The 12,839-nt window shown below is 64.0% G+C and carries 9 protein-coding genes; all 9 read left to right on the top strand.

Annotation, left to right across the window (positions count from 1 at the left end; translation table 11 throughout):
* Nucleotides 1-191: 191 nt before the first annotated feature.
* The 9 genes from AncyloWKF20_RS07520 to AncyloWKF20_RS07480 all read left to right on the top strand — a co-directional run bounded on the left by AncyloWKF20_RS07520 (nt 192) and on the right by AncyloWKF20_RS07480 (nt 12,822).
* The gene (locus AncyloWKF20_RS07520) at nt 192-659 is read left to right on the top strand and encodes a hypothetical protein (protein ID WP_279317251.1); all 468 of its coding nucleotides are present in this window, start codon (nt 192-194) and stop codon (nt 657-659) included.
* A 175-nt stretch (nt 660-834) separates the two neighbouring features.
* Entirely contained in the window at nt 835-1,770 is a 936-nt protein-coding gene (locus tag AncyloWKF20_RS07515; RefSeq protein ID WP_279317250.1) for a phage capsid protein, read from the top strand.
* 143 nt (nt 1,771-1,913) lie between these two features.
* Nucleotides 1,914-3,061, top strand: a protein-coding gene (locus tag AncyloWKF20_RS07510) for an IS3 family transposase (protein ID WP_279314132.1) whose coding sequence is annotated in 2 segments (ribosomal slippage) — nt 1,914-2,148 and nt 2,148-3,061 — 1,149 coding nt in all. Because the reading frame shifts where the segments join, the coding sequence is not laid out codon by codon here.
* Nucleotides 3,000-3,647 (top strand): hypothetical protein, encoded by a 648-nt coding sequence (locus AncyloWKF20_RS07505; protein WP_279317249.1) that lies wholly within the window; start codon nt 3,000-3,002, stop codon nt 3,645-3,647. Before AncyloWKF20_RS07510 ends, AncyloWKF20_RS07505 begins: the two co-directional genes overlap by 62 nt.
* Nucleotides 3,647-6,025: a hypothetical protein gene (locus AncyloWKF20_RS07500; RefSeq protein WP_279317248.1), complete on the top strand. Its 2,379-nt coding sequence runs from the start codon at nt 3,647-3,649 to the stop codon at nt 6,023-6,025. Before AncyloWKF20_RS07505 ends, AncyloWKF20_RS07500 begins: the two co-directional genes overlap by 1 nt.
* A complete protein-coding gene (locus tag AncyloWKF20_RS07495; RefSeq protein ID WP_279317247.1) occupies nt 6,022-6,495 on the top strand; it encodes a phage protein Gp13 family protein in 474 nt (157 codons plus the stop codon). Before AncyloWKF20_RS07500 ends, AncyloWKF20_RS07495 begins: the two co-directional genes overlap by 4 nt.
* A 56-nt stretch (nt 6,496-6,551) precedes the next feature.
* On the top strand, nt 6,552-6,995 hold the full coding sequence (locus AncyloWKF20_RS07490) for a hypothetical protein (protein ID WP_279317246.1): 444 nt from the start codon (nt 6,552-6,554) through the stop codon (nt 6,993-6,995).
* Nucleotides 6,996-7,007: 12 nt separating this feature from the next.
* Nucleotides 7,008-9,134 carry a hypothetical protein gene (locus tag AncyloWKF20_RS07485; RefSeq protein WP_279317245.1) on the top strand — a complete coding sequence of 709 codons (2,127 nt, stop codon included), beginning with the start codon at nt 7,008-7,010 and terminating at the stop codon, nt 9,132-9,134.
* Nucleotide 9,135: 1 nt separating this feature from the next.
* Nucleotides 9,136-12,822, top strand: coding sequence for a hypothetical protein (locus AncyloWKF20_RS07480; RefSeq protein WP_279317244.1), 3,687 nt, complete (start codon nt 9,136-9,138; stop codon nt 12,820-12,822).
* Nucleotides 12,823-12,839: the final 17 nt, after the last annotated feature.

Raw genomic sequence — 12,839 nt, 5'->3', positions numbered from 1 at the left:
GCCCGCCAAGGGTGCCGGCTCCAAGGCCGCCGCGAACTTCGTGGTGGACCTCTACGACGCTCACCAAGACTGCTTCGACAAGCTCGGTGAAGTTCGTGGATTGGTGGGCGCGTTGGCCCGTTAACTCGCTCTTCCCTCTTTACCAAGGGCGCCGCTCGAATAGAGTTGCCCAAGGTAAAGAGGGGGCGCAATTGGACTACTTCATTACGGGCATGGCTTGGCTGGCCTTCGGCCTATCGATAGGTTTGACAGCTCATTTTGGAATGAAGCGGTCGTTCGGTAAGTGGTTCATCTACGGCTTTTTCCTCTGGCCTATTGCGGCTATCCATCTGGTCGTAATCGGACTTTTCGACAAGACAGGAGCCACAGCACCGAAAGTCGCCGCTGCGGCAATTGTTTTAGTTTGCGGCGTGTTGACCTATCTATTTCTCGTGTTTGGTACTGGCTTTTCTGAGGACGACATCAGCGAAGCTCAAAATGCGATCAGGAAGGAGTACGAGGGGCGGGGCGTTAAGGTGTCCGACGTTGTTCTAATTCGCGAAAGCGCCAAGAAACTCAAAGGATATGTCGCTCTAGAGGCGCTCGGACAGAAAATAATGCGTTCTTGCGTAGCTACGATGAGTGATACATCTACAAGCTACATATGGGAATGTGAGTAGCAAAAAGTTCCAGTGACGGAAGCATAGACGTGCTGCGTGAATGAATACGCGGCGTCTCGGCAATCTGAACACCTTACGAGACCTCGGCCCGCTGCGGCGGACAACCCTGTGTTCGAGTGATGAGTGGCTCAGGAAGCCTCAAACCTTCCTCCCAAAATCACTGGAAATTCTATAAATGGCTGATGCTACCGTTTCGCGCCTTGGTATGTCCAACGCCACTGGCGCGGATGACGCCCTGTTCCTGAAGAAGTGGTCGGGCGAGGTCGCCACGCTCTTCGACGAGAAGAACGTCTTCCTCCCGCTCACCCGCGTCCGCACCGTCTCCGGTACGAACTCCGCTCAGTTCCCGATCATCGGTAACGCGGCGGCCTACTACCACACGCCGGGTCAGGACCTTCAGGGCCAGCTCATCAAGCACGCCCAGCGCACGATCACCATCGACCGCCTTCTGGTCTCCCCGGTCTACATCCCGAAGATTGATGAGGCCAAGAACCACTATGACGTGCGCTCTATCTACGCCGCGAAGTGCGCTGCCTCGCTCGCCATCAAGGCGGACAAGACCATCGCCCAGCTCCTCGTGAATGCGGCCCGTTCGGCCAACGCCATCACCGATGCGGCGGGCGGCACGGTCCTCAAGAAGACCACCTTCGCGACCTCCTCGGATGACCTGCTTCAGGGCATTTGGGACATCGCCCGCATCTTCGACGAGAAGGACGTGGACGAGGACGGCCGCCACATCGCGGTTCGCCCGCTCCAGTATTACGGCCTCGCGCAGAACACGAAGGTCCTGAACAAGGATTGGGGTGGCGCGGGCGCGTATGCCGAGGGCAACGTGATCAAGGTGGCGAACGTCACCATCGTGAAGTCCAACCACCTCCCGATCACCAACGTCACGGATGGCGAACAGGCCGCCTACAACGGCGACTTCACCAACACCGTCGCCGTGGGCTTCACCGCCGACGCGGTGGGCACCGTGAAGCTGCTCGACCTCGCGTCCGAGGGCGAGTGGAAGATCGAGAAGCAGGCGACCCTGATGGTGTCCAAGTATGCCATGGGCCACGGCGTCCTCCGCGCGGAAGCGGCGGTGGAGCTGTCCAAGGCTGCCTCCTGATCGACTGACTAGCACCACCTAACCAAGGGCCTCTTCTTCACCGGAGAGGCCCTTTTTTTCGTTCAACGGAGGGTCATGCAGACTGAACCGCCCCTAGATTCCTGGACGCCTTCTTCCCTAAATTTTGAGGCAAGGAGGCCCCGATGGGCAAAGCGAACTTCACCGAGGACTTCAAACGCGACGCGGTCCTTCAGATCACCGAGCGGGGCTATCCGGTTGCGGAGGTGGCGGCGCGGCTAGGGATCAGCAAGTACTCGCTCTACGAGTGGAGGAAACGGTACGGCAAGCCTGCCGCCGTGGCCCGCGATGACGATCAGGCTGCCGAGGTCCGCCGGCTGAAGCGCGAGTTGCAGCGCGTGACGGAGGAGCGCGACATCCTAAAAAAAGCGGCCGCGTACTTCGCCAAGGATGCAAAGTGAAGTACGCGTTCATCGCCGCGCATCGCCTGCAGTTTTCGATCCGCGCCATGTGTCGGTGCCTGCGTGTCCAGCCCAGCGGCTTTTACGCCTGGCTGAAGGATCCGCTGAGCAGGCGCGCTCGGGAGGACCAACGACAGATCGAGCTGATCCGCGCGGCATGGAGCGAGAGCGGCAAGGTCTATGGCTATCGTAAGCTTCACGACGATCTGGCGGACATGGGCGAGAGCTGCTGCCCAAACCGGGTTGCGCGGCTGACGCGACTTGCCGGCATCCGGGCGCAGATCGGCTACAAGCGCCGCCCCGGCCACTATGCCGGCAAGCCGTCCCTGGCCGTCGACAACACGCTCGATCGCCGGTTCGACGTGGAGGCGCCTGACAAGGCCTGGGTGACCGACATCACCTATATCCGCACCCATGAGGGCTTCGCCTATCTGGCGGTCGTGATCGATCTTTTCTCCCGCCGCGTCGTCGGCTGGTCCATGCAGGCCCGGCAGACGACCAACGTCGTGCTTCAGGCGCTGCTGGCTGCCGTCTGGCGACGTAAGCCGAAGGAGCGTGTGTTGGTGCATTCGGACCAGGGAAGCCAGTTCACCAGCATGGAGTGGGCTTCGTTCCTGAAACACCACGATCTGCAGCCGTCGATGAGCCGTCGCGGCAACTGCCATGACAACGCCGTCGCCGAGAGCTTTTTCAACCTGCTCAAGCGCGAGCGTATCCGCCGCAAGGTCTACCGCACGCGCGACGAGGCACGCGGGGACGTGTTCGATTACATCGAGATGTTCTACAACCCCACCCGCAAGCACGCACGGAATGGGATGCTGTCGCCCATCGAGTTCGAACGGCAGTACAAAGCCAAAGCCGAGGGCGTCTAGAAAACGCGGGGCGGTTCAGACCACCCCTACGACCGAACTCGAAGCGGTCAACATCCTGCTCAACACCATCGGTGAGTCCCCCGTAAATAGCCTCCAGAACAGCGCCCATGTGGACGCTTCGACGGCGCGGCGAACGCTCGCTGAGGTGAACCGAGCCATCCAGACTGAGGGCTGGCACTGGAATACGGAGACGGATTACCCTCTCCAGCCCCGCATGGAAGACGGGAACGTCCTGCTTCCGGCGAACACCATGCGGTGCTCGGTGAAGGAGCCCGGCCGGGACATCGTGCAGCGGGGCAATCGGCTCTACGACCGCCGCGCGCACTCCTTCACCTTTGCCTCGGCGGTCAAGGCCGACCTCGTGCTCCTCCTTGAGTTCGAGGATCTACCGCAGGCGGCGCGTGAGCTGTGTGTCATCCGGGCCGCGCGCATCTTTCAGCAGCGAGTCTTGGGCGATGGCGAACTCTACCAGTTCACGGTGCGCGACGAGCTGAAGGCCCGCGCTGACCTTCTTGAGGCCGAGAGCGAGAGCCTCAACCTCAACATCCTGACAAACTCCGCGGTGGCTCGGGTTCTCGACCGCTAATGCCCGTCATCACCGGGTCAATCCCGAACCTCATCAACGGCGTCTCCCAGCAGGCGGTGGCCGTTCGCCTCGCTTCGCAGGCGCAGGCCCAAGAGAACGCGCTCTCCTCCGTCGTGGAGGGACTTCGCAAGCGCCCGCCAGCGGAGCTTGTGGCGGTGCTGTCTCAGGCCGCCGTGGGCGACACCTTCATCCACACGATCAACCGCGACACGGCCGAACGATACATCGTCCTGGCTGACAGCGGCGGCATTCGCATCTTCGACATGGAGGGGCGAGAGAAGGTCGTGAATGCCCCCAATGGTTGGGGCTACCTGTCTTCGCCTTCCGCCTCGCAGAACCTCTCCATGGTCACGGTGGCGGACTACACGTTCATCGTGAACCGCTCGCGGACAGTGGCGGCGGCAGCTACGCGCGCGCCGACGCGAAACCCTGAGGCTCTCGTTTGGGTCAAGCAGGGCGCCTATGGCATGGGCTACACGGTTATCCTGAACGGCAGTCAAGCCGCCGCTAATCAGGTTCCGAACGGCGGCACGACGAACGACGCCCCCTATGTGCAGACCACGCACATTGCGAGCACCTTGGCCGCACAGATCAACACCAATCGGCCGGACTTTTGGGCCGGTCAGCGCGGCTCTCTGGTCCACGTTCTCCGTAGGAATGACACCGCCGACTTCTCGGTGGACGTTGCGGATGGCATAGGCGGCAACGGCATGAAGGCGTTCAAGGGGACCGTGCAACGGTTCTCGGACCTGCCTGAGCGTGCGGTTGACGGCTTCGTCTTGCAGGTCACGGGCGACCAGACGAGCAAGTTCGACGCCTATTACGTCAAGTTCACCGAGGACGGCGCAACGCGGACGGGAAGTTGGGTGGAGACCGTCAAGCCGGGCCTCCAGACATCGCTCGACCGCAACACCATGCCCCACGTGCTGGTGCGCGAGGCCAACGGCAGCTTCACCTTCAAGCCGACCGACTGGAGCCCGAACGGCTGCGGCGACGAGAACACCTCGCCGTGGCCTTCATTCGTGGGCCGCACCATCACGGACCTGTTCTTCCATCGGAACCGCTTGGGCTTCATCACCGATGAGAACGTGGTGATGAGCCGGTCGGGGGACTTCTTCAACTTCTTCCGGCAGACGGCCACCCAGCTCCTCGACACCGACCCCATCGACATCGGCGTCTCGCATACGAAGGTGTCCATCCTTCGCCACGCGGTTCCCTTCGACAAGGAGCTTCTGCTCTTCTCGGACCAGACGCAGTTCGTATTGAGTGGGCCGGACGTGCTGACGCCGAAGTCCGTGGCGGCCCATGTCGCGACCGAGTTCGAGTGTTCACCGTCTGCGCGGCCGGTGCCGGTCGGAAAGAGCGTCATCTTCGCGACCCCGCGCGGCCCCCACACGTCGTTCCGCGAGTATTTCATGGACGGCGACAACGCCGTTTACGACGCGGCTGACATCTCCGGGCACGTCCCCAAATACGTCCCCAGCGGCGTCTTCAAGCTGGCAGCAAGCACAGCCGAGAGCATCCTTCTCGCCCTGTCCTCGACTGAGCCGCAGTCCATCTATGTCTACCAGTGGCTCTGGTCGGGAAACGAGAAGCTCCAGTCCGCTTGGCACAAGTGGACCTTCCCCGACCTAGCGGAGATCAGGGCGGTGGAGTTCATTGAGAACTACGCCTACCTCGTTGCCGTGGGGCAGGACGGCACGACGCGCCTCGAACGCATGAGCGTCGAGCCCGTGCGCGAGGACGGTGAGGCGCCCTTCGTCTACCACCTCGATAGCCGCATTCACTCCAGCGCGGCCAGCATCACGAAGGTCTATGACCCCACCTTGCGGCGCACTGTCGTGACCCTTCCCTATGCTCCGAGCGCCGCTACGAGGTTCGTTGTGGAGGCCGCCAATGATGGCCGTGCGCGAGCGGGCGTTGTCCTTCCCGTGACCTTCTTGGGCGGGCGGTCATTCTCCGTTCCGGGTGACATGACGGCGGTGGGCGCGTGGATCGGCTCGGCCTACACCATGCGCTACCAGCTCTCCCCCATCCTCGTCCGGCAACAGGCAGCCGGGGGTGGCGTCATGGCAATCCAGTCGGGGCGCCTTCAGCTCCGCAGCATCAGCTTCACCCATGAGCGCACCGGTTATTACCGCGTCATCGTGCGCCCGTCCGGCAACCGCGACACCTACACCTATGTCGCAACCGGGCGTGTTTTGGGCGAGAGCATCATCGGAGAGCCGGCGCTCGCGGACGGCACGTTCCGGGTGCCAGTCGCCGCGCGCAACACGGACGTGGACATCGTGGTTGAGAACGACACGTTCCTCCCGTGCCACATCCTGAGCGCCGAGTGGAATGGGCTCTTCGCCCGCCGAGGGCGCAACACGCAATGAGGGCGCAGATAGTCAAAGCCACCATCGACGACTGCCGCGAGCTGGCCGACAACCTGCGGGTGGCGGATCGGGAAGAGGTGGCCGCCGCCACCGGGCTTACCCCTCTGGAGGTCCTGACGCACTCTTTAGGGGGGGAAGCCTACGCCGCAAGGGATGAGGAAGGCACCGTGCTGATGTTCGGCACGTTCCCGACCGAGACATCCGGAGCGGCGCTTGTGTGGTTGCTTGGCACCGACCGTATCGTGCGCAAGCAGCGCGAGTTCTTGCGGCGGTGCCAGCCCGTCCTCGACATCCTCCACCGTCAATATCCGCTCCTTTACAACTACGCAGACGCGCGCAATGCGACGCACGTGCGTTGGTTGAAGTGGTGCGGGTTTCGTGTCCTTCGAGAGCTGCCGAATGCCGGCGCCGGGGGCGTGACCTTCCTTGAAGTCGTGAGATTTAAGCGCACCGAATGTGTACCGCAGTAGCCCTCGTAGGGCTCGCCATCAGTGCTGCTTCATCGGTCGTTCAGTACCAAGGCCAGATGGAAGCCTACAATCAGCAGGAGGCGATGTATGAGCAGAACCGCCTCAACTCCATCAAGGCGATGAACGACGAGGTGAACCAGATCAACCTCCGAACGCAGCAGGAGCGCACCGCTGCGGCTGAGGAAATGCAGAAGAACATCCGCACCGTGACGGCGCAGAAGGCAACAGCCGAAGCGACCGCTGGAGAGGCGGGTGTGAGCGGCCTGTCCGTGGACATGCTCCTTGGCGAACTCGACAACGCCGCGAGCCGCGACCGCTCCAACATCCAAAGCAACCTCGACATGACCGTGGCTCAGCTCGATCAGGAGCGCCGCGCGGCCGAGACCACCCGCGACAATCGCATCAATTCAGTCCCCCGTGGGCGGAAGCCCTCCGGGCTCGGCCTTGCCGTTGGCATCGGACAGGCGGGCCTCGGCGCCTACAACACCGCCTACAGCTAAGACAGGATCATCATGGCAAAGCTCCCCGGCCTCGTGCCGGTAAACGAGGACTCGCTTCAGGCGGGTCCGCGCCGCTCCCGCGCGCCTCGCCGGGTAGCTCCCGACCCCATCGAAGAGCGCGCCCTGCGCCCCATGGCGGCTCCCGTGAACACCTACGTCCGGCCCCCGGAGCCCCAGCGCGGCAACGACCTTCTCGACCTCGCGCAGGCCCTTCAGGGGCTCTCGCCCACGCTTCAGCAAGCCTTCGCGAACATGGAGACGAAGCAGAAGGCTAGCGCCCAAGCCGAGGTCGCTCAGCTCTCCGAGGCACAGCTCAAGCAGCACGTCCTCGCGGGCACTGCGCCGGCCACCGTCACCGGGGCGGGGCGCAAGGAGTTCGACCGTCTCGGTGCTCAGCAGGTCGCCATCAACCGCGTCACCGCCCTGCAAAGCGCATGGGAAAGTGGCGAGTTCGACCGCGACACCGGGGACTTCGATGCCTTCATTGCGCAGGCTGCTCAGGAGGACCTCAAGGGCATCACGGACCCGGAGGCGCGCGCCGCCTATGGCGCCGTCCTCAACAAGTTCGGCCCGAACCTCCGCGCCCGGCAAACCGAATACCGGGTGAAGAAGGAGCGCGACACGGCGCTCAACATGGTGGGCGACAAGTGGTTCGCGGGCGTGGCGGCGGGCATCTCCGAAGGGAAGACCCCGGAGGAGCTTCAGGCCGCCCTCCGTGCCGAATATCCGCACCTCAAGGACACCCTCAACCTGTCCCCTCAGGACTTGGATGGGGTTGTCCTGAACGTCACCCGGAGGCTCGCGGAGACGCCCGGCAATGACCGTTATGTCGAGCACTTTCTGAACGACACGCGCGGCGGCGTGGGTTCCATCGCGGCCAAGCAGGATGCCGGCCCCACGGCACAGGTCATCATCAACAAGGCGCAGGCCACCACGGCGGCGCACCAGCGCGAGCAGCTCAGGCTCCAGAACAAGGCCAACGCCGACAAGGATGAGGCCGTCGTTCAGTCGCGCTTGGAGGTCGCTGCGGAGAACGGGACGCTCGCCTTCATGACTCCTGTGGAGGTCCGCACCGAGAGCGGCGACACCAAGTCAGTGAGCGCCGATGACCTCCAGAAGCAGGGCGTGGAGCTGATCCGCAAGAAGGCGGAACAGATGGCCGCCAGCGGTGACGGCGAGGGAGCCATGAACTTCCGGGTTCAGGCGCTCTCGCGGAACGGACTGGTGGACCCTCAGTTCAAGTCGATCCTCGGTGCCGGCCCGTCTTCGGCCAGCCACGAGGCGCTCCAGAAGGGTGAGGTTCCGGCCGCGCTCCGAGCGGGTGCGCAGCTCTATGAGAGCCTCTACGCCCGCAATCCGCGCCTGCTCGCGCAGCACGTCAAGGAGAGCGACCAGTTCTTCTATGAGGCGTTCCGCGTGGCCCGGCAGGAGATGAACTACGACGAGGCCGGCGCCTTCGAGGCGGCCATGAAGTTCACCGATCGGGCGGACCCGCAGGAACTCCCGATGAGCCTGCGACAGAACTTCCAGACGGTCACCGACAAGGTGGGGCAGCTCCGCAGGGGCGACTCCATGCTGAACCCCCTGAATTGGTTCAGCGGCAAGCCCGCGATGACGGTCTCGGATGAAACAGCAGCCAAGCTGGAGAAATGGGGCCAGTTCTATGTCCGCCTCGGGAAGGCTCCCGATGAGGCCATTGAGCTTGCCAAGGACCGCATTCAGGCAACGCACACGGTCATCAACGGTGAGCCTGTGATGCTTACCGATGCGGCCGTCCCGCCGAACGCGGAAGACATCATCAACTGGAAAATCGAGCAGTGGGCCGAGAAGTACGGTGCCAGTCTCGGCTTGTCGGCCAGCGACATCAGTGTGCGGGCTGCCGGTGACGGACAGCAGGGCGTCTTCCAGCTCTGGCGCCGCAACGGTGAGGGGCCTCTCATGATCGACGACCCCGCTGCCCGAGCGGCGATGTCCTTCAGCCTGCGCGGCGCCAAAGCCGAATACGAAGGCGTGGAGAAGGCTCGCATCCTGCGCGAGCAGAACGACCGCCGCCCTCCTGCCGAGAAGTGGAAGAGCGGCCTCAAAGACAAGGGCATCCGTTGGGAGAACAACGGGAAGCGCTTAGACTCTTGGGAGTAGAATGAGCAACGAACTCGCGGATGCCATCAAGGCATCCTCGCAACGCCTTGGCATCAACCCTCTCGACCTCGCCACGGTCATTTCCTACGAGACGGGCGGCACCTTCGACCCGTGGCAGAAAGGCCCCCGCACGCAGTGGGGCGAGCATCGCGGCCTAATCCAGTCGGGCGAGGCCCAGCGCCAGAAGTACGGCGTCACTCAGGACATGACCGTAACGGCCCAGGTTGAGGCCGCCGAACGCTACCTGAAGGACGCAGGCGTCCAGCCCGGCATGGGCCGCCTCGACATCTACAGTGCCATCAATGCCGGCGCGGCGGGCCGTTACAACGCCACGGACGCCCACAATGGCGGCGCTCCGGGCACCGTGCGGGACAAGGTGGAAACGCAGATGGCTGACCATGAGGTCAAGGCTGCGGCCCTCCTCGGGGGCACCTTCACGCCCCAAAGCGCCAGCGGCGCCTCTGACATCCGGTCCTCTGACTACGCCCCCACGCGCCCGATCACCGTTCCCCAGCAGATGGCCGCAGACGCCGCTCAGGAGGCCGCTGGCGCGCCGGGCATCGGCACCACCATCGCCAACGCCGCGCGGGAAGACAGCCTCACTGGCTGGCTCCTGACGAAGGACTGGCTCCAGTTCGACGACCCCAGCTACCGCATGAGCAGGGAGGAGCTGGACAAGCTCACCAAGGGCATCCCTCAGGACCGTTGGGGAGCCTTCGAGAGCGTCTATTCGCGGGAACAGGGGCTTTCCACCCGCGAGGCCATTCTCTCGCAGATGCAGCGGGAGCGTGAGCTTTCAGAGGCCGGTATCGTCGGCAGCGCGGCGCGCGTTGCGGCAGCCTTCGGGGACCCCATCGGGCTCGGTGTGGGCTTCCTCACGGCGGGCACGGGCAACGCCATCATGTGGGGCCAGAAGCTCAACAAGCTCCAGCGCACGCTCCGTGCGGGCGCGGCCGGTGCCGCCATCAATGCCGGACTCTCGGCGGCCGAGGAGGGACTGAAGCCGAACCCCGAGTGGGATGCGGTGCTCTACTCGGCAGCCGGTGGCGCGTTCATTGGCAGCGCCTACGGCTACCTGAGCAAGGCCCCGCACATGGCCGAAGAGGCGGCTGCGCTGCGAAAGGTCGCCACGGAGGCCGTAGGAGAGGTGGAGGGGCGCTACGTTCCCCGTGGGGCGGATAGCTCGGCCGGCGCGGCACAGAACCCGGTAGAGCAGTCCGTGCTCCGATACGATGCGGCCGATGCGATGCGCCTCCAAGGCTCAGACATCACGCCGCGCGCCGCGATGGGAGACCTTCGATACGACGCCACCGGAGCGACCAAGAAATCCGATAACCCCCTGACGCGAGCCACCGGGAACGTCCTTGGCGAGGACGCGGTGGGTCACGTGGACAAGGAGATGGAGACGGTTTGGACGGCCTCTGAGGAGCAGCGGAAGATTGCCCGAAAGGCCGATGTCGTCCGGCGTCGTGAATACGAGGCGGCCTTCGACGGGTGGGCGAAGGAGCGGGACCTAAACTGGTGGAAGAAGACCCGAAGTCGGGCGGCGTTCAACACGGAGGTTGCCCGTGCTGTCCGTAGTCGTGACCCTCTCGACACCTTCGACCCCCATGTGATGAAGGCGGCCTCGGCAGACCGGCAGGCATATGCCCGGTATGTGAAGCTCGCCAATGACCCCGGACTGTCGCAGGGACTTTCCGGCCAGTTTCGCCCGGTAGGAGGCTTTGGCGTGCTGGAGGAGAACCTGAACTACCTCCCGCGCATCTTCGACTATCGGAAGGTTCTCGCCGCCCATGAACGCTTCGGCGTGAACGGCCTCGGGGCCGCCATTGCCGAGGCGATGATGGCGAAGTCGCCAGACCTTGACGGAGACCTGGCCCTCAAGATGGGCCGAGGCTACGCCAAGAAGATCAAGGAGCTGGCTTACGGAATGAACATCCGGCAGGGCGCCGCCTTGTTCGGGGACGACCTAGAGGGCCTTCGGGTCATGCTAGGCGACCTCGACGGCGTTAGCCCCGAGGATGTCGAGAACGTCATGGCGCGGCTAAAGCGGCCGAACGACACCGGCTCGGTCTCTCGCGGCAAGCACCGGGTGCTCCTTGACGAGAGCCTTGTTCTCAAGATGCCGGATGGCTCGCAGGCGACCATCGCTGACCTACTTCTGGAGAACGACACCGACAAGCTTTGGGCCATCTACAATCGGCAGATGTCGGGCGCCGTGGCTCTCGCGCAGGCCCGTGCGGGCAAGGTCATCGACGGCGAGCGTCACCTCCTCATCGACGGTTTCACCCACCCCGGCGAATGGGATACCCACCTCCAACGGGTGCGTGCCGTTGCTGCCGAGGCCGGACAGGACAGGGCCAAGCTGGACGAGGACATCGGCCGGCTCGACTTCCTCTTCAAGTCGGTGGCTGGCATCCCCATGCACGACGCCAACACGGCGCTTGCGACCACCGGGAGACTGCTTCGAGACTACGGCTTCGTCCGCGTCATGGGGCAGGTTGGCTTCGCGCAAATCTCCGAGCTAGGCAACATCGTTTCCGCTGCCGGCGTGAAGGCCACGCTGAAGGGCGTGCCTATGGTTCGCGCGTGGCTGCGCGGCGCCGAGACGGGGCGGATCACGCACGAGCTGGTGGATGAATGGGAGAGCATCACCGGGCACGGCGCCGAGCGACTGCGGAGCGCCGCCGACAGCCGCATCACGGGAGACCCTGAGTTCGGCAGCTTCGCGTCCGTGAGCCCGAAAGTCGAAGCTCTTGAGAAGGGGCTTGGGTTCCTCAAGCACGCGACCGCCGAGGTGTCGGGCCTGAACGCCATCAACACCGTGCTCCATCGGTGGACCGGCTCGGCCATCCTCCACAAGTTCTCGCTCATGGCGGACGGAAAGTCCCTCAGGAACGCCCAGCGTCTCCGCGCCTTGGGCCTCACGGATGCCATGGCCGAGCGCGTGTTCGATCAGATCAGGAAGTACCGCACGCTCACGGACGGCGAGGGCGGCAAGCTGCGGCGGCTCAACGTGGACAAGTGGGATGACCTTCAGGCGGCGGCGCACTTCGAGAACGCAGTCGACCGGATGGCGCGCCGCGTCGTGCAGGAGAACTCCCCCGGCATGTTCGCTCAGTGGATGTCGCATCCGGTTGCGCAGATGCTCCTCCAGTTCCGCACCTTCGTCCTTGGCGCCCACTCGAAGCAGATGCTCCACAACATCCATATGTGGGACCGGGAGAGCCTTACCACCTTTCTCGCCACCTACTTCACCTCGACGGTGGGCCACATCGCGCAGACCGGAGCGAACGCCCCGAGCCTCACGGAGAAGCAACTGGAGGAGCGCCTGTCGCCTCAGGGTATTGCCTTGGGCGCCTTCCAGCGAACCGGCATGACCGCGCTCATACCGCTTGTAGTGGACTCCGCAGCGCGCCTCAGCGGCAATCAGGGCGTCTTCAACAGCCGCTCCACGGGGCAGACTTCGGACCTCTGGTTCGGCAATCCGACAACGGGCCTTCTGAACGACATTCAGGGAGCCGTCAGTGCCGTTGTGGATCCGATTGCCGAGGGCCGCTCGTGGTCGCAGGCTGAGGTCCGCTCGGCTATCCGTCCTCTCATCTGGCAGAACGTGCTCCCTGTCACGACGCTCCTCGGCATCATGTCCGAGGGCCTGCCCGAGTATGCACCCAAGACCCGACACTGACGCAGGCGGCTTCGGCC

It is taken from the genome of Ancylobacter sp. WKF20, from assembly GCF_029760895.1.
Classification (GTDB): domain Bacteria; phylum Pseudomonadota; class Alphaproteobacteria; order Rhizobiales; family Xanthobacteraceae; genus Ancylobacter.
This window is presented reverse-complemented; position numbering and strand designations above follow the sequence as displayed.

Coding starts and splice junctions, on each gene's coding strand:
- AncyloWKF20_RS07515 (WP_279317250.1), top strand. CDS start 835: ATGGCTGATGCTACCGTTTCGCGCCTTGGTATGTCCAACGCCACTGGC.
- AncyloWKF20_RS07505 (WP_279317249.1), top strand. CDS start 3,000: ATGGGATGCTGTCGCCCATCGAGTTCGAACGGCAGTACAAAGCCAAAG.
- AncyloWKF20_RS07500 (WP_279317248.1), top strand. CDS start 3,647: ATGCCCGTCATCACCGGGTCAATCCCGAACCTCATCAACGGCGTCTCC.
- AncyloWKF20_RS07495 (WP_279317247.1), top strand. CDS start 6,022: ATGAGGGCGCAGATAGTCAAAGCCACCATCGACGACTGCCGCGAGCTG.
- AncyloWKF20_RS07490 (WP_279317246.1), top strand. CDS start 6,552: ATGGAAGCCTACAATCAGCAGGAGGCGATGTATGAGCAGAACCGCCTC.
- AncyloWKF20_RS07485 (WP_279317245.1), top strand. CDS start 7,008: ATGGCAAAGCTCCCCGGCCTCGTGCCGGTAAACGAGGACTCGCTTCAG.
- AncyloWKF20_RS07480 (WP_279317244.1), top strand. CDS start 9,136: ATGAGCAACGAACTCGCGGATGCCATCAAGGCATCCTCGCAACGCCTT.